Origin of the sequence: Nocardioides endophyticus, from assembly GCF_039543845.1 — a bacterium.
Taxonomy (GTDB): Bacteria; Actinomycetota; Actinomycetes; order Propionibacteriales; family Nocardioidaceae; genus Nocardioides; species Nocardioides endophyticus.
The window spans coordinates 90,374-112,789 of the sequence record NZ_BAABKN010000015.1 but is presented as its reverse complement, the minus strand read 5'-3'; the positions used below and the strand labels follow the sequence as shown (position 1 = coordinate 112,789).

Genomic DNA, 22,416 nt, shown 5'->3' with positions numbered 1-22,416 from the left:
CGGATCCTACGGTGGCGACGTGCGTCACTTGTGCCGGAGCCGCAAACACGTGATGGCGTGCGACTCCTAGGATCAACCCATGGATCGCATCCTCGTGACCGGCGGAGCCGGCTTCATCGGCTCGAACTTCGTCCACCACGTCGTCGCCAACACCGACGCCCACGTGACCGTGCTGGACAAGCTGACGTACGCCGCCACGCGGGAGTCCCTCGACGGGCTGCCGTCGGACCGGGTCGAGCTGGTGGTCGGTGACATCGCCGAGCCCGAGATCGTGGAGCCGCTGGTCGCCGGCGTGGACGCGGTCGTGCACTACGCGGCCGAGTCGCACAACGACAACAGCCTCGAGGACCCCGGCCCGTTCATCCGCACCAACATCGTCGGCACCTTCACGCTGCTCGAGGCCGTCCGCAAGCAGGACAAGCGCTTCCACCACGTCTCCACCGACGAGGTCTACGGCGACCTCGAGCTGGATGACCTGAAGCGGTTCACCGAGGACACGCCCTACAACCCGTCCTCGCCGTACTCCGCCTCGAAGGCCGGCTCGGACCACCTGGTCCGGGCGTGGGTGCGCTCCTTCGGCGTGCGGGCGACGATCTCGAACTGCTCCAACAACTACGGGCCCTGGCAGCACATCGAGAAGTTCATCCCCCGCCAGATCACCGAGGTCATCGACGGCCGCAGGCCGCGGGTGTACGGCGACGGCCTCAACGTCCGCGACTGGATCCACACCGAGGACCACTCGTCCGCCGTGCTGGCGATCCTGGAGCGCGGCCGGATCGGTGAGACCTACCTGATCGGCGCCGACGGCGAGAAGAACAATCTCGAGGTCGTGCAGGCGATCCTGCGCCACTTCGGCCGCAGCGCGGACGACATCGAGTTCGTGCGCGACCGCGCCGGCCATGACCGCCGCTACGCCATCGAGTCCGGCAAGCTGCGCCACGAGCTCGGCTGGCAGCCGCAGTACCAGGACTTCGACGCCGGCCTGCAGGCCACGATCGACTGGTACGTCGCCAACGAGGCCTGGTGGCGTCCGCACAAGGACGCCGTCGAGGCGTCGTACGCGGCGAAGGGCCAGTGATGGGGCTCCCCTCCCTGGAGACCACCCCGATCCCCGGCCTGGTCGTGTTGCGGCTCGACCTGCGCGAGGACGCCCGTGGCTGGTTCAAGGAGAACTGGCAGCGCGAGAAGATGGTCGCGCTCGGCCTGCCGGACTTCGGGCCGGTGCAGAACAACATGTCCTTCAACGCGACGCGCGGGACGACCCGGGGCATCCACACCGAGCCGTGGGACAAGTTCGTATCGGTCGCCAACGGCCGCGCGTTCGGCGCGTGGGTTGACATGCGCGAGGGCGACTCCTTCGGTGCGGTGCACACGGTCGAGCTCGATCCGGCCACTGCCGTCTTCGTGCCTCGCGGCGTCGGCAACAGCTACCAGACCCTCGAGGACGGCGTCACCTACTCCTACCTGGTCAACGAGCACTGGCGGCCGGCGACGGCGTACCCCGCCCTCGACCTCGCCGACCCGACCGCGGCGATCCCGTGGCCGATCCCGCTCGCCGAGGCCGAGATCTCCGACAAGGACCTCGCCAACCCCAGGCTCGACGCGGTGACGCCGATGCCGCCGAAGAAGACGCTGATCATCGGCTGCCGCGGCCAGCTCGGACGCGCCCTGCAGGTCGACTTCCCGGGCTCGGACCTGGTCGACCTGGACGAGCTGGACGTGACGGACGCCGAGGCTGTCGCGGCCTGGCCGTGGCACGAGTACGCGTTGGTGCTCAACGCCGCCGCCTACACCGCGGTCGACGCAGCCGAGACCCCTGACGGGCGCCGCACGGCGTGGGCGGCGAACGCCGGAGCACCGGCAACCCTCGCCGGCCTGTCGCGCGAGCACGGCTTCACCCTCGTGCACTACTCGTCGGAGTACGTCTTCGACGGCACGGCTGACGAGCACACCGAGGACGAGCCGGTCTCGCCGCTGGGGGTGTACGCCCAGTCCAAGGCGGCCGGCGACATCGCGGTCGCGACGGCCCCGCGCCACTACCTGCTGCGTACGTCGTGGGTCATCGGCGACGGCAACAACTTCGTCCGGACGATGAAGACGCTCGCCGACAAGGGCGTCTCCCCCAGCGTCGTCGGCGACCAGACCGGGCGCCTGACGTTCACCGCGGAGCTGTCGCGCGCTACCCGGCACCTGCTCGACACGGGCGCCGAGCACGGTACCTACAACCTCAGCAACGGCGGAGCGGTGATGTCATGGGCGGAGATCGCGCAGGCGGTCTACCGGCTGGCCGGCCGCGACGCGTCCGACGTCACCGCGACGACCACGGCGGCGTACTTCGCCGACAAGCCGGAGGCGTCCCCGCGACCGCTCAACAGCGCGATGAGCCTGGCCAAGATCCAGGCGACCGGGTTCGTCCCGGAGGACGCCATGGTCGCGCTGGAGAGGTACGTCAGCGCCGCCGGGTGAGGTTGGACAGCGCAGGTCGCACGTCGGCGAGGTAGACGAACGCCGCGATCGTGAAGACCAGGTTGAGCAGGCTGATCGGCCCGCCGGGCATCAAGACCTGCACGGCCAGCCCGAGTCCGAGGATGATCGACCACGCGGGCTTCGTGAGCTTGCCGGCGGCCGTGTAGGACTCCGAGGACCACAGCAACGAGTTGACGAAGGTGAAGACCTTCACGGCGAGCAGCACCAGCTCCACGACCAGCATGAAGCCCGACTCGAGACCGAAGACCGTCATCACGGGCCACAGCCTACGTGGATCCGGCGTCGCGGAGGGACGAGTCCGACCCACGCCGGTTGAGGAAGGACGGAGTCCTGTCTCAACCGGGGAGAGCACGCAGGGCGGCGACCGTAGTCACCGCCCTGCAAGGGACTCAAGGGGGTCTCGACTCCACTCAGGCGCCAGGGGCGCCTTCGCTGCTCGACCACCGGGAGGGACGATCAGTCGCCGACCTTGGCGGCGGCGTCGGTGGTCGCCTCCGCGGCCGCGGCCACCGTCTTCTTGGCAGCGGTGGAGGTCGCCTTCGCGCTGCTCTTCGGCGCGGTCGACGTCTTCTTGGCCGTCGAGGTGGCCTTCTTGGCCGCCGACTTCGTCGACTTCTTGGCGGTTGTGGTGGTCTTGCTCGCAGCGTTGGTGGCCTGCGTCTTGGTGGTCTTCGCCTTGGCGGTCGTGGTCTTCGCGGCGGTGGTGGTCGCCTTCGTCGACTCCTGGGTGCGGATCCGACCGACCAGGGTCTCGCCGCGCTTGGCGAGATCGGCGTACGCCGAGTTGGCCTCGGTCTGCAGCTCGGCGACGCGGGCCTCGATGGCCTCGCGACGCGCCTTGGCGTCCTTGGAGAGCGCGTCGATCTGGGTGGTCACGACGGTGATGGCCTGGTCGCGCAGCGCCTTCGGCTCGAGCTCGATGCTCGTGAAGCGGGCCTGCACGTCCTTCTGGACGTCGGCCAGCTGCTTCTGCAGGTCGGCGAAGGCGTCGCGGACGAAGCCGACCACGAGGTCGGTCGCGCCGACTCCGGCGTACAGCGGGCGCGCGGCCTCGGTCGGGATCTCAAAGGTCGGCAGATCAAATGCAGGCAGTTCGAACTTGGCCATGGTGTTACTCCTTCGGTTGGGTCGTCGTCCCGTTGAGGGCGAGGAACGACGCGTAGACGTCGAGCAGCGACTGCTTCTGTCGCTCGGTGAGCACGGGGTCGGCGAGGATGGCGAGCTCGACGGCTCCGCCGATGCCTTCCTCGAGGCTGACGATCCCCGCCCGCACGTACAGCTGCTCGGCGGAGATGCGCAGCGCCTTGGCCAGCTGCTGCAGGACCTGTGCAGACGGCCGGCGCAGCCCGCGCTCGATCTGGCTCAGGTACGGGTTGGAGACGCCGGCCTGCTCGGCGAGCTGACGCAACGACAGCTGTGCGCCTTCGCGCTGCTGCCGGAGGTAGTCACCGAGAGTCTCGACGGCGTTGCCGACCTTGCCCATTGCCATGTCTCCCACTGTGCTTGCAATTGCTAGCACTTGCAAGCACAGGGAGTGTGAGTCCTTCCACAGTGCTCAGAGTTACGCGCTGGCAACAGCTTGCACACAGGACGGAACGGGTCGGCAACGACTGGTCTACAACGGCCGCTCGGCGGGTGCGACCGGGCCTACGATCGAGATGTGGAGGAGCTGACGTGTGTGACGCGTGACTACGCGTGGGGTTCGACGAACCTGATCCCGCGCTTCCTCGGCACCCCTGCCGACGGCCGACCTCAGGCGGAGCTGTGGGTGGGAGCCCACCCTGCTGACCCGGCCCGACTGCCCGACGGGACCCGGCTCGACGACCACATCCGCGACCACGCGGAGAGCACGCTCGGCGACCACGCTCTCGAGACCTTCGGACCCCGGCTGCCCTACCTGGTCAAGGCTCTCGCGGCCGCGGAGCCGCTCTCACTGCAGGTCCACCCCACCTCCCAGCGCGCCCGGATCGGCTTCGAGCTCGAGAACCAGGCCGGCATCGCGGTGGGCTCTCCCGAGCGGAGCTACCAGGACTGCTTCCACAAGCCGGAGATGATCGTGGCGATCACCCGGTTCGAGGGTATGGCCGGCTTCCGCGACGTGGAGAAGACGGCGCAGATCCTGCGCCTGCTCGAGCACCCCTGGGCCGATCGGGTCGCCAAGGATCTGGACACCGCGCCGGCGTACCAGGCACTGCACTCCGTGGTGAGCGAGATCCTCGACCAGAGCGGCGACGGTCTCCGGCAGCTCGTGGGCGAGGTCGCCGAGGCGGCGGCCGCTGCCGAGCAGCGCGGGCACCAGGCCTTCCGCACGTCGGGCCGGATGTACCTCGACCGGGCCAGCGTCGAGCGGGAGAGCACGCGGCTCTTCGCCCAGACCGCCTCTCTCGCACACAAGTACCCCGCCGACCCCGGCGTACTGGTCACCCTGCTCCTCAACCATGTCGTCCTGTCCCCGGGCGAGGCGATGTTCCTCGACGCGGGCGTGGTGCACGCCTACAGCTCAGGCTTCGGCGTGGAGATCATGGCGTCGTCGGACAACGTGGTGCGCGCCGGTCTGACGCCGAAGCACGTCGACGTCCCCGAGCTGCTCCGCATCGCGAACTTCACCCCGATGCCCGCTCCGCTCTGGGAGCCGACGGCCGTCAGCTCCAACACGCTCACCTACCGGCCTCCGGTCGCGGAGTTCGCACTCACGATCGCGCGCGAGCCCGGGGACCGGCTGCCGCCCGAGGGGCCGCGGACGCTGCTGTGCCTCGAGGGCGAGCTCGTCGTGACGTCTGCCCACGCCCGCCACGAGCTCCGCCGGGGACAGACGCTCTTCGTCTCGCACTCCGACGGCGCGATCGCCCTCGAGGGCGAGGGCACGCTCGCTGTCGCGAGCGTCCCCGTCGGCTGACGGCTCGTCTCAGGCCGGGGGCCAGTCGCGTGGGCGGTCCACCCAGAGCTTGCCCTCGTGCCCGAGGGCGGCGGCATCGGCGTCGACCATGATCTCCACCAGCCGCTTGCCGTAGACCTGCGCCGTCCACCCGAGCTCGCGCCCGGCTTTGCTCGCGTCGCCGATCTGCGCCGACGGCTCGGTGGGGCGCAGGTAGCGCTCGTCGGTCCGGACGTGCTTCTCCCAGTCCAGCCCTGCGTGCTCGAACGCCGCGATCACGAAGTCGCGCACGCTGAAGCTCTTGCCGGTCGCGAGCACGTAGTCGGACGGCTGGTCAGCCTGCAGCATCCGCCACATGCCCTCGACGTACTCCGGCGCGTAGCCCCAGTCACGGATGCCGTCCAGGTTGCCCATGTAGAGGTAGTCGGCGAGGCCGGCCTGGATGCGCGCCACAGCGCGGCTGACCTTGCGGGTCACGAACGTCTCGCCGCGTCGCGGGGACTCGTGGTTGAAGAGGATGCCGCTCACCGCGAACATCCCGTATCCCTCGCGATAGATGGTGGTCGCATTGTGGGCGTAGAGCTTGGCGGCGCCGTACGGCGAGCTCGGGCGGAACGCCGTGTCCTCACGTTGTGGCGCCGGCGCGGTGCCGTACATCGCGGAGCTCGACGCTTGGTAGTAGCGGCAGTCGAGGTCCGCCGTCCGGATCGCCTCCAGGAGGCGCACGGCACCGAGCCCGACCGTGTCCGCGGTGTACTCCGGCTCGTCGAAGCTGACGCCCACGTGGGACTGCCCGGCGAGGTTGTAGATCTCGTCCGGCTGGATCCGGCGCAGGAGCCGGATCAGCCGGGACTCATCCGTGAGGTCGGCGTAGTGGAGGAACAGGCGGGTGCCCGGGTCGCGCGGGTCTTGGTACAGGTGCTCGATCCGCACGCTGTTGAACGTGGAGGACCGACGGCGCAGCCCGTGCACCTCGTAGCCCTTCGCCAGCAGCAGCTCAGCGAGATAGGACCCGTCCTGGCCGGTGATGCCGGTGATCAGCGCACGTCTCGTCACCGCCAAATCCTGTCACAGTCGGGTGGTTTCGAGGCTCGCTTCGCTCGCACCGCCGGTGGTCGAGCTCACAACACAGCGCGGATCTCGCCGACTCGCCGTCCCCCACCGAGCAGCGGCGCGTCACCGGTGCGGCGTACGGCGTCGCCGTCGACACCCGCCTCTGCGTCGACTCCGGAGCGCTGCAGCGCCGCCGCCATCACGACGGGCCGGGCGCGAGCGCCGCCGTCGTCGACCTTGAGTGCGAACGCGCGTCCGTCCCGCAGCGCCACGGCGTAGCACGCCTCGGCCCCGGCCTTGCCGACGGCGCCCGGGATGGCGCCCAGCAGCGCGCGCTCGTCGCGACGGGTGCCGGAGACCCACTCGGGGTGGGCGCGGATCGCCTCGGCCACCTGCCGCTCCGCACCATCCTCAGCGACGGCCAGGCGCCGGAACGCGCCCGCGAGTCCGACCAAGGAGGCGGACAGCAGCGGCGCGCCACAACCGTCGACGGCCTCCGCGGCCACGGGCGCGCCCGTCAGGTCCTCGACGGTCGCCAGGATCGCCTGCTGGAGCGGATGCGCCGGGTCGAGATAGGAGCTCGTGTCCCAGCCGTTGACGACACAGGTGGCGAGCATCGCCGCGTGCTTGCCCGAGCAGTTCATCTGCAGCGGCGTCCGCTGCCCGCCGGCGGCCACGACGGCATGCCACTCGGCATCCTCGAGCGGATAGTCCGGCGGTGTCTGGAGCGCGGCCTCGGACAACCCGGCCAACGCGAGGATCCGGCGTACGCCGTCGAGGTGGAACGGCTCGCCGGAGTGGGACGCGGATGCGAGAGCCAGGAGCTCGGGCGGCAGATCCAGTCCGAGCCGGACCATGCCCACCGCCTGGAGCGGCTTGTTGCTCGACCGAGGGAGGATCGGCCGCTCGGTGCTGCCGACCGACCATTCGACGGCGCCGGTCTGGTCCAGCGCGACCACCGAGCCGTAGTGGTGTCCTTCGATGAAGCCGGAACGGACGAGCTCTGCAACGACGACCGGCACAGAGACCACGGGGTTCGGCATGAGTGCAGATTAACTTCAGCGAGATGGCAGGATTGCGCCGTGCCGACGCCCGCCCCGCAGTACTGCCCGACGCCGCGTGAGCTCGACGACCTCGAGCTGTTGGCCTCCGGGGCGCTCGCGCCGACCGCAGCGTTCGACGAGCCGGGCAGCCCGGTCACGCTCACGCTGCCGCCCGAGGTCGCCACCGCAGCCGAGGAGGCCGGTGCCGTCGAACTGGTGGACCCGGAGGGACTGCCCCTCGCACGGGTCGGCGTCCCCGGCGGTGTCGTCACCCCGCTGAGCCACGCGCAGTACGGCCCGTTCCGCCGGCTCTACCTGTCGCCCGCCCGGTCCCGGGAGCTGTACGCCGGGCGCACCGTCGTCCCCGTCGTCGACGCCCTCACCGAGGACGAGATCGCCGTCCTCTCCGGCGCTGGACCGGTCCTGCTCCTCGCCCTGGTCGGCCACGGGACCCCCGGCCTGCCGGCCACCGGACTGATCCGCGCCACCCTGGCCGCGGCGGACCTGCTGCCGGACGCCGCGGTCGTCGCCGTACCCCTGGCCTCGCACGACGACGGCGAGGCAGACCATGCCCTCGGCCTGCAGGTCGTGGCCAACTACGCCGGCCCCGACCCGGTCATCGGCGTCCCCGACTCCACCGCGCCCTGCCCGCCGACGATCCAGGCCATCGTCGACCAGGAGCGCCCCGAGCCCGCCGACCAGGGCCTCGTCCTCTTCTTCACAGGCCTGTCCGGCAGCGGCAAGTCGACGCTGGCCCGGGCACTGATGGACCGGGTCCTCGAGCAGGGCGCCCGCTCGGTGACGAGCCTCGACGGCGACGTCGTACGCCGCCACCTCTCGGCCGGCCTGACCTTCTCGAAGCAGGACCGCGAGACCAACATCCGGCGGATCGGCTGGGTGGCCGCCGAGATCTCCCGGCACGGCGGGCTGGCCGTCTGCAGCCCGATCGCTCCCTTCGATGAAACCCGGCAACAGGTGCGAGAGATGGTCGAGGACGCCGGCGGCGCCTTCTTCCTCGTCCACGTCGCCACGCCGCTCGAGGAGTGCGAGCGGCGCGACCGCAAGGGGCTGTATGCGAAGGCGCGTCGAGGAGAGATCCCCGAGTTCACCGGGATCTCGTCTCCGTACGAGGAGCCGGAGGACGCCGACGTCCGCGTCGACACCACCGGCCGCACCATCGAGGAGGCCCTCGAGGACGTCCTCGACGCGCTCGCGGAGTCCGGCTACCTGGACCTGAACGGTGGTGCCCGGGCCGCGGGGGTCTCGACAAGCTCGACCAACGGTGCGAGCTCGACGAGCCTCGAGCCCATCGCTCCCCTCAACGTCCTCTTCGTCTGCACCGCCAACATCTGCCGCTCGCCGTACATGGAGCTGGTCGCCCGACAGGTCGCCGGCCCGGACGCCGAGATCACGTTCAGCAGCGCCGGCACCCACGGTTTCCGCGAGAGCGCGATGGACACTGAGATGGCGGCGCTGCTCGACGCCGTCGACCGCGAGAGCTTCCGGAGCAGGCCACTGACCGCGGCGCTGCTGCGCGACGCCGATCTGGTGCTGACCGCGGAGCACACGCACCGGCAGTTCATCCTCGACGACCACCCGGCCGACTTCCGGAAGGTCTTCACGCTCGGGCAGTTCGCCGAGGCAGCCCGCGCCACCGACCTGCGCGGCCGGGACCTGATCTCGTACGCCGGGGAGCACCGCGGACCGGCCGACCCGACGCTCGACGTACCCGACCCCTATCGGCGCGGCCCCGAAGCCGCCCAGGCTTGCGCAACCCAGCTGCAGGAGCTGCTGCGCGTCGTGGTCCCGGCGCTGGCCGACGCGAGGAGACTGCCGGCGTGAACGATGTCCTGACGACCACGTTCTTCTCGATCCTGGCCGCCGGCTTCTTCGTCGGCGTCATCGTAGGCCTGACGGGCATGGGCGGTGGCGCCCTGATGACTCCCGCACTGATCTTCCTCGGCGTGGGCGACGCTGCGACCGTCGTGACCGCCGACCTCACCGCGGCGGCGATCTACAAGTCCGGCGGCGCGGCCGTGCACGCCCGTGAGGGGTCGCCGAACTACCGACTGGCCAAGTGGCTGATCGTCGGCTCGGTGCCGATGGCCCTGCTCGGGCCGTGGATCATCCACCAGATCGCGGGTCAGGAGCCGGAGTCTCTCGACACCCTCCTCAAGACCTGCATCGGGTTCGCCCTGCTCTTCGCGGCCTCGACGTACGCCCTGCGTCTCTACATCAACCTGCGGCGCGTGCGCGGCGGCCACCCGGACGCTGACCCCAACCCACCGATCCGCCCCATCCCGACGCTGCTCGTCGGCGCCCTGGGGGGACTGCTCGTCGGCATCACCAGCGTCGGCTCGGGCTCGGTCATCATGATCGCCCTGCTGATGCTCTACCCGGGCCTGTCGGCCGTGAAGCTGGTCGGCACCGACCTCGTCCAGGCAGTCCCCCTGGTGCTCGCCGCGGCGATCTCCAACATCGCGATCAACGGGCTCGACTGGTCGATCCTCATCCCGCTCGTCATCGGCTCGACCCCCGGCACCATGATCGGCAGCCGGATCGCCCCGCGCGTGCCGCAGTCGATCATCCGACGCGGCATCGTCATCGTGCTCACGATGTCCGGCGTCGCTCTGCTGGACAAGTCGGGTTGGGCTCCGCTCGGCAAGGACGAGACGCACCCCATCCTGATCGGGGTCATCGGTCTGGTGATGCTGGCACTGGTGCCGCTGATCTGGGGACTGGTCCGCAAGACCCAGGGACTGCCGATGTTCGGCGCTCCGACCGTCACCGAGCTCGACGCGGTCGAGTACGGCGCGCCACCACCTCCCAGGTAGAGGGTCAGTCGCGGCCGTAGATGTCGCGCGTGTAGATCTTGTGGTCCACGTCCGTCAGCACGTCGGTGCGACGGTTCGTGACGATCACGTCCGCCGCCTGCTTGAACTCGTCGAGGTCCCGGATCACCCGGGAGCGGAAGAAGGTGTCACCCTCGAGGTTGGGCTCGTAGACGACCACCTCGACACCGCGAGCCTTGATCCGCTTCATCACGCCCTGCACCGATGACATCCGGAAGTTGTCGGATCCCTCCTTCATGATCAGCCGGTAGATACCCACCGTCTTCGGGCGCCGACGCAGGATGTCGTTGGCGATGAAGTCCTTGCGGGTGGTGTTGGCGTCCACGATCGCGCTGATCAGGTTCTGCGGGACGTACCGGTAGTTCGCCTGGAGCTGCTTGGTGTCCTTCGGCAGGCAGTAGCCGCCGTACCCGAAGCTCGGGTTGTTGTAGTGGTTGCCGATCCGCGGGTCGAGGCCGACGCCCTCGATGATCTGCACGGGATCGAGACCGTACGTCGCCGCGTAGGTGTCGAGCTCGTTGAAGTAGGCGACCCGCAGAGCCAGGTAGGTGTTGGAGAAGAGCTTGATCGCCTCTGCCTCGGTCGAGTCGGTGAGCAGGACCGGCACCGTCTTGTCCACGGCACCTTCGACCATCAGCTCGGCGAAGACCTTCCCCGCCTCCCCACGGTCCCCGACGACGATCCGCGACGGATGGAGGTTGTCGTAGAGCGCCCGCCCCTCGCGGAGGAACTCGGGGCTGAAGAGGATCTCGGCATCCGGATGCTCCTCGCGCATCTCCGCGGTGAAACCAACCGGCACGGTGGACTTGATGACGATGGCCGCCCCCGGGGCGATCGCGATCACGTCGCGGATGACGGCCTCGACCGACGAGGTGTCGAACTTGTTGGTGTGCGGGTCGTAGTCGGTCGGGGTCGCGATCACGACCAGCTCCGCGCCTGCGTACGCCTCGGTCTGGTCGAGGGTCGCGGTGAGGCGCAGCGCACGACAGCTGAGGTACTCCTCCAGCTCCCGGTCCTCGATGGGCGACTCCCGGCGGTTGACCAGGTCGACCCGGCGGCGATCCAGGTCGATGGCGACGACGTCGTGGTGTTGGGCGAGGATGACGGCGTTGGACAGCCCGACGTACCCGATCCCTGCAATGGCCACCTTCACGTTGTGAAGGTAAGACGCGAAACACGCCTGTAGCCGGGGTGCGCCGAACGTTCACCTGATCTTGGTAGGCGGTTCGTGCCGTGCCCCCTGCTCGCCCGGGATGGAACCGGAGGTGAGACGGCCACCGGGATCGCCCTGCGGCGGCTAAAGTGAAGCGCGTCACTCGACTTGCTCGGCGCTTCGTCCCGGACGGGCGCCGATCGCTACGATGTGGGCTGCTTGTCCCGAGGAGAGGTTTTCCCCCCGTCATGACCCAAACGCACACCGACTACCGGCTGAGTCAGCTCGACCAGCTGGAGGCGGAGTCGATCCACATCTTCCGTGAGGTCGCCGCCGAGTTCGAGAAGCCCGTCCTGATGTTCTCCGGGGGCAAGGACTCGATCGTGATGATGCGCCTTGCCGAGAAGGCGTTCTACCCCGCGAAGATCCCGTTCCCGGTGCTGCAGGTCGACACCGGCTACGACTTCCCCGAGGTGCTCGCCACGCGCGACAACTGGGTCAACCGGCTCGGCGTACGCCTGATCGTGGCGAGCGTCGAGGAGGCGATCAAGAACGGTGTGGTCGTCGATGACGGCAAGACCAGCCGCAACCGGCTCCAGATCGGCACGCTGCTCCACGCGATCGAGGAGAACGGCTTCACCGCCGCCTTCGGTGGTGGGCGCCGCGACGAGGAGAAGGCCCGCGCCAAGGAGCGGGTCTACTCGCACCGTGACGAGTTCGGTCAGTGGGACCCGAAGATGCAGCGCCCCGAGCTGTGGAGCCTCTACAACGGGCGCCTGCACGAGGGCGAGCACATGCGGATCTTCCCGATCTCCAACTGGACCGAGCTGGACATCTGGGACTACATCGGCCGCGAGGGCATCGAGATCCCGACCATCTACTTCTCTCACCAGCGTCGCGTGTTCGAGCGCGACGGCATGCTGCTGAGCGAGAGCGAGCACAACCCTCTGCGCTCCGGCGAGACCGTCGAGGAGCGCACGATCCGGTTCCGGACCGTCGGCGACCTGACGCTCACCGGCTGCGTGGAGTCCACCGCCAGCACCATTGACGAGATCATCGACGAGGTCGCCGTGGCCCGCGTGACCGAGCGCGGCGCCACTCGTGGCGACGACCGGTTCTCCGAAGCCGCCATGGAAGACCGGAAGAAGGAAGGCTACTTCTGATGGCCACCGTCAAGAGCGAGCAGATGGACCTGCTCCGTTTCGCCACCGCCGGCTCCGTCGACGACGGCAAGTCGACCCTCATCGGTCGCCTGCTGCTCGACTCCAAGTCGATCTTCGAGGACCAGCTCGAGGCGGTCGAGGCCACCTCGCAGTCCAAGGGCTACGACTACACCGATCTCGCACTGCTGACCGACGGCCTGCGCTCGGAGCGGGAGCAGGGCATCACGATCGATGTCGCCTACCGCTACTTCGCGACCCCGGCCCGCAAGTTCATCATCGCCGACACCCCGGGGCACGTGCAGTACACACGCAACATGGTCACCGGCGCCTCCACGGCCGACCTCGGCCTCGTGCTGGTGGACGCCCGCCAGGGCCTCACCGAGCAGTCGCGCCGCCACGCGGTGATCCTCTCCCTACTGCGGGTCCCGCACCTCGTGCTCGCGGTCAACAAGATGGACCTCGTCGACTTCTCCCAGGAGGTCTACGAGCGGATCCACGCCGAGTTCACCGCGTTCGCGACGAAGCTCAACATCCCGGACCTGGAGGTCATCCCGATCTCGGCGCTCGCGGGCGACAACGTGGTCAACCGCTCCGAGAACATGTCGTGGTACTCCGGCCCCACGCTCATGCACCACCTCGAGCACGTCCACGTGGCCTCCGACCGCGACCTGGTCGACGTCCGCTTCCCGGTGCAGTACGTCGTACGCCCGAAGTCAGACGAGCACCACGACTACCGCGGCTACGGCGGCATGGTCGCCGGCGGCGTGCTGAAGCCTGGCGACGAGGTCGTCGTGCTTCCGTCCGGCATGACCTCGAAGATCGCGGGTATCGACCTCTTCGACCAGGAGATCACCGAGGCGTTCCCGCCGATGTCGGTGACGGTCCGGCTCGAGGACGACGTGGACGTCTCTCGCGGCGACCTGATCGCCCGAGTCAACAACGCCCCGAAGCCGTCGCAGGACATCGACGCGATGGTCTGCTGGATGACCAACGAGCCGCTGCGTCCAAGGCAGAAGCTCGCCATCAAGCACACCACCCGCTCGGCGCGAGCCCTGGTCAAGGACATCCAGTACCGCTTGGACGTCAACACCTTGCACCGTGACCAGGAGACCAAGGAGCTCGGCGTCAACGAGATCGGCCGCGTCCAGCTGCGCACCACGGTGCCGCTGCTGTGCGACCCGTACTCGAAGAACCGCACCACCGGGTCCTTCATCCTCATCGACGAGGCGACCGGCGTCACAGTGGGCGCCGGCATGATCAACTCGGCTTCGTAACCTGCCCGCCATTGATGGCCTCTACGCTGAGCCCGTAGGAAGTTCGGTGCGGAGGTGCGAATGGATAAGGCCCACGAAGTCACGCTAATTACGGTGACGTATAACAGCGCTGCAACGCTTCGAAGCTGTTGGCAGACTGTGTCCAGTTCGGTGCGGTGGATTGTCGTCGACAATGCTTCCATCGATGACTCCGCTCAGGTGGCCCGCGATCTAGGCGCGGAGGTCATCTCGCTATCCGAGAATGTTGGCTTCTCTCGCGCCAACAATATAGGGCTGTCACGTTGCGATTCGAAGTACGTAGGTTTTGTCAATCCCGACATCACGATCAATGAAGATCATGTTGCCAACATGGCGCGTCACTTGGAACAGCACCCCGGCCTTGCTGCGCCGCAGTTGACATACCCGGATGGAAGCACCCAGCCAGCCGGCCGGGGCTATCCGACAATTTGGGCAAAGTTCGCTAACCGACTGTTCGGAAATCGGTCGAACTATCTGCTGTTCGCGCCACCCGGAAAGGCGGTTTCCGCGTCGTGGGCTATGGGAGCGGCCGTCTTCGGCGCAACATCGACCGTCCGTTCACTGGGTGGCTGGAACGAGCGCTTTTTTCTCTACTACGAAGACGCCGAGATCTCCCTGCGAGCGTGGAGGTCAGGTGTGCCAACCACCATCTGTGGATGCACTCCCGTCGTGCATCAATGGGCCCGCGAAACTAAAAAACTCCAGTGGAAACCGTGGCAACGCGAAATCCGTGCCGCTCGAACATTTTATCGCCTTCGGCCATATCTGTTACTGCCGAGCGCACTTCATCGAATCTATCCAAGCTACATGCGGTCTTGGCTCCAAGTCGAAACCGCCGACTGCGCCCACGCCAACCTTGACTGCACAGAAAGTGCCTGATGGTGCGGATAAGGCTCAACAAAACGTCGTTGTCGGGCTTGGTCATACTAGGCTCGAACGCGCTTCCATTTGTCCTAGCACCGGCAAGAGCTTCAGCACTGGACGTCGACGGGCGAGGCGCCTTGGCATACTTCCAAGCAGCTCTTCTGGTGATTATCAACGTATCCATCCTCGGCGCACGACCAGCCGCCTACAAGCATCACCTGAGTGGCGATAGCCGATTCTCAGTCCCTTACGGTGGCTTGGTCACATCAAGTCTCTGCGTAGCTTTCCCTGTCGGAGCGGTTTGCGTCGCTCTTGGGTACGACTACCCACGCAGCGTCATGATTGCAATCGTAATCTGTGTGGCGATTGCGCCGCTCTACACCATTCTACAGTTTGAGCTAGTAGACGCCCAGCTTCGACAATTGCAGAAACGCATCGTCATGTTGGTTGGAGTGCCCAGCTTGGTAGACGTTGGTGTTTCCAGCATCCTCCTTGCCTCTGGTCAATACTCCCTTCACGCAGCAATTGCAGTTTGTATCGCGGTGGAAGCCGCGCGAATCATGCTTGCCATGACCTTTCGGCTAGTGGACTATATCGGAAGTCACGGTGCGAACTTTGCAGATGGGCTCCTGCGGGATTGTTGGAAGCTCTCCGTTACGAATGTAGCTCCAACCATTGTTCTCAACATTGACGTCATTATCCTCGGTGCAGTCTCAACACCGCAGATCCTCGGCGTGTACGCGGTCGGAAAAATTGGTTTCACGCTGGCTCTTGTAGTCTCCAACGCTACTGAAGGCGCCGCGGTTGGAGCGTTGCTTCATCGGAGGGCTGCCGCTACTGTGCGACCTATAGTTGAGACTGCAGCACTAACCTTGCTGATCTCGGTGGCGGGCATAATTGCAGTCCTGCTGCTGTTCCCCAGCGACTTTCATGAGGCGGCGCACATCCTGCCGATGCTCGCGATCGCCGGCTTAGCGTACGGGGTAAACAGGTGGCTGCTGATCGGTCTGGCAGCCGTAAGCGGCCGAGGGGCGACGATCTTGTCGCTGGCTAATGTCGCTATCGCACTGGTCTGCTGCTTGGCAGTCGCTCAGGTTGCCCCGGACCGGGTAGTCCTCTACGCCGCGACATACCTTGCGGTCCAAGTCCTCGCGGTTGCTTGCACCAGCGCTGGGCTGAGGAGCGCATGGAGCAACATTGAGGCGAAGGTTCCCGAAACGAGCGTCGTATGACGACAGCACAGGTCACTTCGCGGCCTCCGTTCGACGATCCGGTTTCCGCGCAGACGCAATGGATCTCACTGCTGTCGATCGCTTGGCTTCTTCTCGGTGTACGAGTTGATCTCGTCTCCTTGGGCGGCTCGTCCGTCCGACTTGAGGACGTCATCCTTGCCGGCTTGGCGGCGCGACTGCTGCCGCGTCTACCTGAGTTGGCCAAGGACCGCGTCAACCTGCTGATGCTTCTGATTGCCGCGGCTTCGGTCATGAGCCTCGGGTTTGCTAGTGGCGCCGGTCGAGTTGAGGCTCCGGTCGGCTTGCTGTACGCGCTGCGTCCTCTTGAGTATTGGGTGGTGTACGCCACACTTGTGCCCGCCAAGGGGCGACTGACCGTCTCGGAATCTAGGTTGCGACGGCTCGTCTACGTGGTGGTGCTCGTGCAGGTAGCTGCAGCCTCAGCACAGGTACTGGGAGGAGTGAGCTTTGGCTTTTCAAAGTTCAGCGTCGAGCGAGGAGCGGGGCTAACAGCCGGACCATACGAGCTCGGAGCGATCTGCGTGATTGGCGGTCTGTATGCCCTCGGTCGAGGAAACCTCGCGATATTCGCGGTCGGACTCCTAGGCATTCTGCTTTCAGCGTCGCGGATCTCGCTCGTTGCCTACCTGGTGGGCGCAACTTTCCTAGTCGGGGCACTTCTGCTCAGGCGGCGGAGCACGACGACAGTCCGCCCTGGAACGGTGGGCGTCACACTCGGGAGTATGGCCTTGGTTGTGGCGCTCATTGCGTCGCCAGTCATGGGATCGATCACTTCGCCTCTTTCCGACAGGCTGACGAGTACGTCAATATTATCGACCTGGCACGATTCGCGGGAGATCGCGAGCGTCGTGCCAACCCCGCATTCGTCCATGCAGTACTTTCAGATCGCGTACGGCAGCATCTCCAGCATTCAAGAAGGCCCCTCAGCGGACAACAGCAGTCTCATCCGGTTCTATCGCTGGAATCTCCTGCTGTTTGCGTTATCTGCCGAGGGCGCTTATCTGCTCGGCTTGGGTCCATCGTTTCCGGGTCCTTCTGTCGACGGCGCACTGCTTCGCATCTTCGTCGAGACCGGTATTGTCGGCCTCCTTCTGTGGTGCGTTCTCTACGTGTCGCTCTTTAGGCGATCGGACGTAGCAGGTCGATCAGCGCTGCTTGCGACCCTCGTTGGCAGCCTCGTTATCGATCTACCGTTCGCGATGCGGGTCGCCGTACTACTACTAGTGGTACTGGCAGCAAGCCAGCGCGCATCCAACTTACAGGCCGGAGGGGAAGTCGATGGCTAATCAAGAGGTCTTCTTCGTCATGCGCTCCGACGAGGCGGTGAAGGAAGGCGGCGACTCTATACAGGTCGCGACGTACTGTCGTCGGCTGGAGAAGCTGGGGTACGTATGCCACATCGTCCCATTCGCAGTAACGATGTCATTTCCTCGATCGGCGATCGTCCATCTGGTCAACATCGACCGAATATTCGACTTTCTGTATGCCGCGCACCGGGCCAGGCAGTGCATATTGGTCGCCTCCCCCATTCATCACGACTCCGCACTTGTTCGACAAATGAGGGAGTCGGTACCGTCTCGCGGATTACGTCGCATTGTCGATCGGAGGTTTCCTGAAACGGTTCGAGAATATCTCGCTTTCATGGTCAGATCGATTCTTCGTCCGCCGATGCCGACGCGTTCCCGTCTCGGCGCAATGCTCGGCTCGGCTCGCCTATTGTGGCGTCCATGGCGGTCGGCCGGGAGCGTCCTAGCACGATGCGACCGGGTCTTTGTGTTGGCGGACGGAGAGCGCAGAGCGTTGATGCGCGACACCGGGTGGTCCGGTACGAATGCGGCACTCACTCCGAACGCAGTGGAACTCCCAGCGCAGGTCGAACTGATGGACTGGGAGGATCGAGAACCAGTGATCTTGATCGTCGGACGAGTCGAACCTAGAAAGCGAATACTCGAAGTTGCGCAGCAGGCACATCGTGCAGGTATTCCTATCCGGGTGGTCGGTGGCGTGGGCAGCGACCCGGTCTATGCTGATGAATTCCGGCGACTGGCGTCGTCGTCGAACTTCGTACATTGGGATGGCCCACGACCCCATGCTGAGGTGCTCAACATCTTCGGTAGCCATAGGGTTGTTCTGAATCTGTCCTGGGCCGAGGTCCAAAGCCTCGTCGACCTTGAGGCATCTTTGTGCGGATGCGCGGTGGTCGCCACACCGGCCGGACATAGCGCGGAATGGCTTCCGGAGTCAGTCGAAGTGCTGGACTCCTTTGATGTGACGGAGGGCCTGCTCACGGCAAAGGCGCGCACGACCGGACCGCGACCACGCGCCAACTACGCTGCAACCTGGGAGTCGACGGTCGCGGTGATCGACATGGCGTATCAAGACGCCGTCGCGAGGAAGGGGAGGTCGGAAGCGTGATTTCTGGCATTGCGGAGAGCCTGATTCGGGGTCTCATCCGACGAGTCCGTCCACGAGCTGCCGACGACAACGTCGATGTGTTCGAGCAAGCTGGCTGGGCTTGGCGAATGGGTGCGGGACCTATGTTGCGCGGAGCAGTCTGGTCCCTTCGACTCAGAGGTTTCGCGCGGCCGGTGTTCGTGGGTCGCAGAGTCCGAATCTTCTACGCCGGTCAAGTGTCTGCTGGCCGCGGCGTGTTCCTCGGCGACAACGTTCGAGTCAATGCCTTCTCGCGGAACGGCGTGCGGTTCGGCGAGCGCGTGACCATTAGAGAAAACGGATGGATCCAATGCTCGTCTTCCCCGAGCAATCCGGGCGATCAACTCGTTATAGGTTCTGATGTGTACATCGGTCCAGCAGCCATCATCGGCGTCGGCGGGCCGATCGATATCGGCGACGACTGCCAGATCGGGTCCGGCGTGACACTGATTTCGGAAAACCATGCGTCCCATCCCACCAGTACGGATCAGGGGATCGAGGTCACTCGTGCCGGCATCAAATTGGGGCGCGGCTGCTGGCTGGGTCACAGGGTGACGATTCTCGACGGCGTTACTCTCGGCGATCAGTGCACCGTAGGAGCGGGAGCCGTCGTGACCCGGTCCTTCCCGGATGGCTCCAGGATCGCTGGCGTTCCCGCACGCCAAATTGCCTCTGAGCGAACTGCGGACCGCCCGTAGTTGTTCAGCACCTCGGGCAAGGAGTCCGTTTTAGTCGAGCACCCTTGTTTTGAAAGGCGCTGTTCAGAGTCGTGGCTAGTCGGCGGGAGGGATAACCCGTGCGGGATTCCCTACAGCAATTCCGCGCGCTGGGACGTCAGAGATGACCACCGCTCCCGCGCCTATCTTCGCGTCGTCACCGATCGTCACAGCTCCGATGATGATCGCGCCTGTGCCGATCTTCACCCTCGACCCGATCGTCGGACAGTCCGAACCGGTACGGCGCGCTCCCAGCGTGACTCCTTGGTGAATCTCGACATCTCTGCCGATGATCGTTGCACCGTGAATGACGATGCCATGTGCGTGGTGTAGCCGAAGCCCTCCACCGATGTTCGTGCCGGGCGGAATTTCGACGCCAAGAATCCAGTCCACGATGACTCTGTACGCCACTCGTAACGGCCAACCCAAGAGCTTCGTGGCACGTGGGCCTTGCGCCGCCGCCGAGGTCAGTCTGAACATGAGCACGATCAGCTCGGCTTTTCGGTCACCGGCGTTCTTGCGACGATCATCGGTCAAGCGAGTACGCCATCCAAGATCGCTCACCTTGGCCTCCCGAGTTCGTCCAAAATGCGATGACGGTGCGAATCGACCCGGCCCTGAAGAGGCCCCGTTGTCCGGGGTCGGTCGTTGTCGTACCAGTCCAGGGCGCGTGCGACAGTGAAGTCGTCCCATTCGCACCAAGAGGTGGGAGCTCCAACGCTTTCCATCACTCCGGCCGTCTTCGCTGTGAAGTAAGAGACCGCGAACGACGGCACCCCTGCGCTCATGGCAAGTATTGCGCCGTGGAGACGGACGGCGACTACTGCGTTCGATCCGGCGTACAGATTGCGAAGGTCTCTCGGACCAAGCCCTTCTGGGCCCATGACGACTCTCGAGTCACTCGCCGCGTGCACGATGTCCTCGCAGATGCGCGAGTCCTGCTCGCGCTCGCCGGGTCCGCCAACCTGGGGTGTGACGAGCACCTCGGCACACCGACCGGATTGGACTAGTTCGCGCCCGAACTCAGCGAACGTGCGAACCAGTCGCTGGTTCGCTGCCTCTGCTCCAGCGTGGATCTGCGCACGGGGCACAAAGATCACACGCGCTGTCGTGCTGCCTGCGGCTACTGTGCCAGTCAGAGCGAATGCCAAGTCGGGCAGTTCCACCGGATCGGACGCCGGCAAGAGTTCGGTAGCCAGGTCGCGGGATCTCGACTCGCGAACAACCACCTCCGTCGCCACATCGAGAGCCTTGGCCATGAGCAGACGAGACCGAGGGGTCTCAAACGGCCCGAGAGTGTGCCCCCAGATATGGACCGGCACGCCGAGTGCCGCGGCCTGAAGAGCCGGCTGAAGAAGCCGGGCGAGTCTCAGGTCGGGTAGAACACGAGGACTGCGCACTGCAAAGAGGTCGCTTCCGCCGATAACAACCAGAGCCAGACAGCCAGCCAGGTGCCGGTCGGCACGACCCCGACCTCTACCCCACAGGAGCGGGAGACTCTCCAAGCTGCGGCGGGCCAGGTTCGCACGGCGCACCAGCGTTGAACCTGCGTTCTGGGGCTCCGGGTACAAGGCCGGCAGAAACTCAACGTCCGGATGACTACGTTGTAGGTGTCGGTTCCATCCAGGGTAGTCGGGGTCCGAATCCCCGAGCATCGTGTGAACGACGATTGCGCTGTTCGGCCATCGCTGCTTGGCAAGAGACACGGAGACATCGGCGATCGCAGAGTCGCCCGCATTTAGATCGTGCCAGGCATTGACAAGCACTACCCGGTCCTGGCCCATCATGCCCCTCCGTTCCAACGCACCCCGACGTGGGCCTTCATTCGTTCGTCTCGGGCGCATAGCTGTACCCATAGCCGTAGCCGTAGCCGTAGCCGTAGCCGCTGAGCCTCTTGCTTGGCACCATGTTCATGACGACGCCGACAGGTCGTACGTCGACCTGGTCCAGCCTCTTGATCGCCTGTGCGAGCTGGTCTTTGGTCGTCTTGCCGTATCGGACTACCACCAGCGCTCCGTCGGACTGCGCGGCGAGTAGCGCTGCATCAGTCACTGGGAGAAGCGGTGGCGCATCGACAATGACGACGTCATACACGGACCTCAACTCGGCGATCAATTCCTTCATCGCGTTCGACTGCAGCAGCTCTGAGGGATTAGGAGGAACGGCCCCACTAGCTAGCACGTCCAACCCGCTCACCTCATCGTGCTGAATAGCATCGCCTGAAGTCAACCGCCCCAATAGGACGGTTGTGACGCCGATGGCGTGATCCATCCCAAACATCGCCGTTGCCTTAGGCCGACGCAAGTCCGCCTCGAGGAGCAAAGTGCGGTTGCCCGCTTGCGCCATCGTCAGTGCTAGGTTTACGGAGGTGCTGGTCTTGCCTTCAGCCGGGACAGCTGAGGTAACGACAAATACTTTGTTCTGCTGATCGACCTCGACAAACTGCATATTCGTACGGAGGACGCGAAAGGCTTCAATCCGCGGCGCGTGGCTGTCCAATGAGCTGATCAACGGCTTGGAACGCGCGCCGCTGTCAAACGCGATCGTGCCCAACAATGGCGATTCGGTCGCGATTGCGACGTCGGTTGGGCTCTTGACCGTGTTATCCAAGAGTTCCCTCAACAGCGCAAGGCCGAGTCCCGCGATGACGCCCAGCACCAGCCCCAGCGCGAGGTTCCGAACGGGCTTCGGGTAGGACGGCGCCGTCGGCAACGACGCGGAGTCAACGATTGTCACCTTGATCGGTGCATCTCGTGTCCCCGGCGGTGTTTCGAGCTCACGAACCAAGTCCACGAGGCCCTCCGCGTACGCTTGCGTCAGTGCCTGCGCGCGTGCGGCGCTCGGGTCCGTGACCGAGATGTTGAGGTTGACCGTGTCGGGCACAACCTCCGCGCTGACTTTAGCGGTCAGTTCGGACGGAGAGAGATCGAGATCCAAGCTCTTGACGACGGACGTAGCTAGTTCCCGTCCCGTAACGAAGTCGGCGTACGACGTGACCCGTTGGGCCGAAAAGAGTCCGCCTTGATAGACATCATTCGAATCACTGTTCTGCGGCGTCGAAACGAAGAGTCGCGCGGTCGAGGTGTACTGCGGTGTCACCACGAACGTGTAGGCGGCGGTCGCAGAGAGCACTACTAACGTAGATGCCGTGACCAACAGCCATCGCCGTCGCAGAATACGGAGATAGTCGCGGAGTTCCAATGCTCAATTTCCCTTCACACCGGCGGTCGTA

General features: G+C 65.7%; 21 protein-coding genes. 12 read left to right on the top strand and 9 right to left on the bottom strand.

From position 1 onward, the window contains the following. The first annotated feature begins 79 nt into the window (after positions 1–79). Entirely contained in the window at positions 80–1,078 is a 999-nt protein-coding gene (gene rfbB, locus ABEA33_RS13015) for a dTDP-glucose 4,6-dehydratase (protein WP_345527210.1), read from the top strand. Next, a complete protein-coding gene (locus ABEA33_RS13010; protein ID WP_345527209.1) occupies positions 1,078–2,466 on the top strand; it encodes a sugar nucleotide-binding protein in 1,389 nt (462 codons plus the stop codon). Before rfbB ends, ABEA33_RS13010 begins: the two co-directional genes overlap by 1 nt. Here ABEA33_RS13010 and ABEA33_RS13005 read toward each other — a convergent pair. The 3 genes from ABEA33_RS13005 to ABEA33_RS12995 all read right to left on the bottom strand — a co-directional run bounded on the left by ABEA33_RS13005 (position 2,450) and on the right by ABEA33_RS12995 (position 3,976). Further along, positions 2,450–2,740, bottom strand: coding sequence for a DUF2516 family protein (locus tag ABEA33_RS13005; protein WP_345527503.1), 291 nt, complete (start codon positions 2,738–2,740; stop codon positions 2,450–2,452). The two genes, ABEA33_RS13010 and ABEA33_RS13005, sit on opposite strands and share 17 nt — an antisense overlap. A gap of 203 nt (positions 2,741–2,943) precedes the next feature. Continuing rightward, positions 2,944–3,594 carry a hypothetical protein gene (locus ABEA33_RS13000; RefSeq protein WP_345527208.1) on the bottom strand — a complete coding sequence of 217 codons (651 nt, stop codon included), beginning with the start codon at positions 3,592–3,594 and terminating at the stop codon, positions 2,944–2,946. 4 nt (positions 3,595–3,598) lie between these two features. Beyond that, complete coding sequence (locus ABEA33_RS12995) at positions 3,599–3,976, bottom strand: helix-turn-helix domain-containing protein (RefSeq protein WP_345527207.1); 378 nt, start codon at positions 3,974–3,976, stop codon at positions 3,599–3,601. A gap of 171 nt (positions 3,977–4,147) precedes the next feature. Between ABEA33_RS12995 and manA the strand changes: the two genes are divergently transcribed. Next, positions 4,148–5,383 (top strand): mannose-6-phosphate isomerase, class I, encoded by a 1,236-nt coding sequence (gene manA, locus ABEA33_RS12990; protein ID WP_345527206.1) that lies wholly within the window; start codon positions 4,148–4,150, stop codon positions 5,381–5,383. Positions 5,384–5,392: 9 nt separating this feature from the next. Here manA and gmd read toward each other — a convergent pair whose 3' ends face one another. Together gmd and ABEA33_RS12980 are read right to left on the bottom strand one after the other, a co-directional pair. Continuing rightward, entirely contained in the window at positions 5,393–6,418 is a 1,026-nt protein-coding gene (gmd, locus tag ABEA33_RS12985) for a GDP-mannose 4,6-dehydratase (RefSeq protein ID WP_345527205.1), read from the bottom strand. Positions 6,419–6,483: 65 nt separating this feature from the next. Further along, positions 6,484–7,458: an asparaginase gene (locus tag ABEA33_RS12980; protein WP_345527204.1), complete on the bottom strand. Its 975-nt coding sequence runs from the start codon at positions 7,456–7,458 to the stop codon at positions 6,484–6,486. A gap of 39 nt (positions 7,459–7,497) precedes the next feature. Here ABEA33_RS12980 and cysC point away from each other — a divergent pair, with 39 nt between their 5' ends. Both cysC and ABEA33_RS12970 read left to right on the top strand, forming a co-directional pair. Beyond that, a complete protein-coding gene (gene cysC / locus ABEA33_RS12975; protein ID WP_345527203.1) occupies positions 7,498–9,300 on the top strand; it encodes an adenylyl-sulfate kinase in 1,803 nt (600 codons plus the stop codon). Continuing rightward, positions 9,297–10,292 carry a sulfite exporter TauE/SafE family protein gene (locus tag ABEA33_RS12970; RefSeq protein ID WP_345527202.1) on the top strand — a complete coding sequence of 332 codons (996 nt, stop codon included), beginning with the start codon at positions 9,297–9,299 and terminating at the stop codon, positions 10,290–10,292. Before cysC ends, ABEA33_RS12970 begins: the two co-directional genes overlap by 4 nt. 4 nt (positions 10,293–10,296) lie before the next feature. Here ABEA33_RS12970 and ABEA33_RS12965 read toward each other — a convergent pair whose 3' ends face one another. Then, the gene (locus tag ABEA33_RS12965) at positions 10,297–11,463 is read right to left on the bottom strand and encodes a nucleotide sugar dehydrogenase (RefSeq protein WP_345527201.1); all 1,167 of its coding nucleotides are present in this window, start codon (positions 11,461–11,463) and stop codon (positions 10,297–10,299) included. A 248-nt stretch (positions 11,464–11,711) separates the two neighbouring features. Here ABEA33_RS12965 and cysD point away from each other — a divergent pair, with 248 nt between their 5' ends. The 7 genes from cysD (at position 11,712) to ABEA33_RS12930 (ending at position 19,166) form a co-directional block, all read left to right on the top strand. After that, positions 11,712–12,626 (top strand): sulfate adenylyltransferase subunit CysD, encoded by a 915-nt coding sequence (gene cysD, locus ABEA33_RS12960; RefSeq protein ID WP_345527200.1) that lies wholly within the window; start codon positions 11,712–11,714, stop codon positions 12,624–12,626. Continuing rightward, complete coding sequence (gene cysN, locus ABEA33_RS12955; protein ID WP_345527199.1) at positions 12,626–13,900, top strand: sulfate adenylyltransferase subunit CysN; 1,275 nt, start codon at positions 12,626–12,628, stop codon at positions 13,898–13,900. Before cysD ends, cysN begins: the two co-directional genes overlap by 1 nt. A gap of 60 nt (positions 13,901–13,960) precedes the next feature. Next, positions 13,961–14,797: a glycosyltransferase gene (locus tag ABEA33_RS12950; RefSeq protein WP_345527198.1), complete on the top strand. Its 837-nt coding sequence runs from the start codon at positions 13,961–13,963 to the stop codon at positions 14,795–14,797. Beyond that, on the top strand, positions 14,797–16,014 hold the full coding sequence (locus tag ABEA33_RS12945) for an oligosaccharide flippase family protein (protein WP_345527197.1): 1,218 nt from the start codon (positions 14,797–14,799) through the stop codon (positions 16,012–16,014). The genes ABEA33_RS12950 and ABEA33_RS12945 overlap by 1 nt, the downstream gene beginning before the upstream one ends. Next, positions 16,011–17,321 (top strand): hypothetical protein, encoded by a 1,311-nt coding sequence (locus tag ABEA33_RS12940; protein ID WP_345527196.1) that lies wholly within the window; start codon positions 16,011–16,013, stop codon positions 17,319–17,321. Before ABEA33_RS12945 ends, ABEA33_RS12940 begins: the two co-directional genes overlap by 4 nt. Next, positions 17,314–18,450: a glycosyltransferase gene (locus ABEA33_RS12935; RefSeq protein ID WP_345527195.1), complete on the top strand. Its 1,137-nt coding sequence runs from the start codon at positions 17,314–17,316 to the stop codon at positions 18,448–18,450. The genes ABEA33_RS12940 and ABEA33_RS12935 overlap by 8 nt, the downstream gene beginning before the upstream one ends. Positions 18,451–18,665: 215 nt before the next feature. Beyond that, the gene (locus ABEA33_RS12930; protein ID WP_345527194.1) at positions 18,666–19,166 is read left to right on the top strand and encodes an acyltransferase; all 501 of its coding nucleotides are present in this window, start codon (positions 18,666–18,668) and stop codon (positions 19,164–19,166) included. A 75-nt stretch (positions 19,167–19,241) separates the two neighbouring features. On the opposite strand, the gene ABEA33_RS12925 is transcribed toward ABEA33_RS12930, so the two are convergent. Genes ABEA33_RS12925 through ABEA33_RS12920 form a run of 3 tightly spaced genes read right to left on the bottom strand, consistent with a single transcriptional unit; the run spans position 19,242 to position 22,385 of the window. Further along, positions 19,242–19,748: a serine O-acetyltransferase gene (locus tag ABEA33_RS12925; RefSeq protein ID WP_345527193.1), complete on the bottom strand. Its 507-nt coding sequence runs from the start codon at positions 19,746–19,748 to the stop codon at positions 19,242–19,244. Then, complete coding sequence (locus ABEA33_RS27470) at positions 19,745–20,968, bottom strand: polysaccharide pyruvyl transferase family protein (RefSeq protein ID WP_425577420.1); 1,224 nt, start codon at positions 20,966–20,968, stop codon at positions 19,745–19,747. Before ABEA33_RS27470 ends, ABEA33_RS12925 begins: the two co-directional genes overlap by 4 nt. 37 nt (positions 20,969–21,005) lie before the next feature. Further along, a complete protein-coding gene (locus ABEA33_RS12920) occupies positions 21,006–22,385 on the bottom strand; it encodes a tyrosine-protein kinase domain-containing protein (RefSeq protein WP_345527192.1) in 1,380 nt (459 codons plus the stop codon). Between the last annotated feature and the right edge of the window lie 31 nt (positions 22,386–22,416).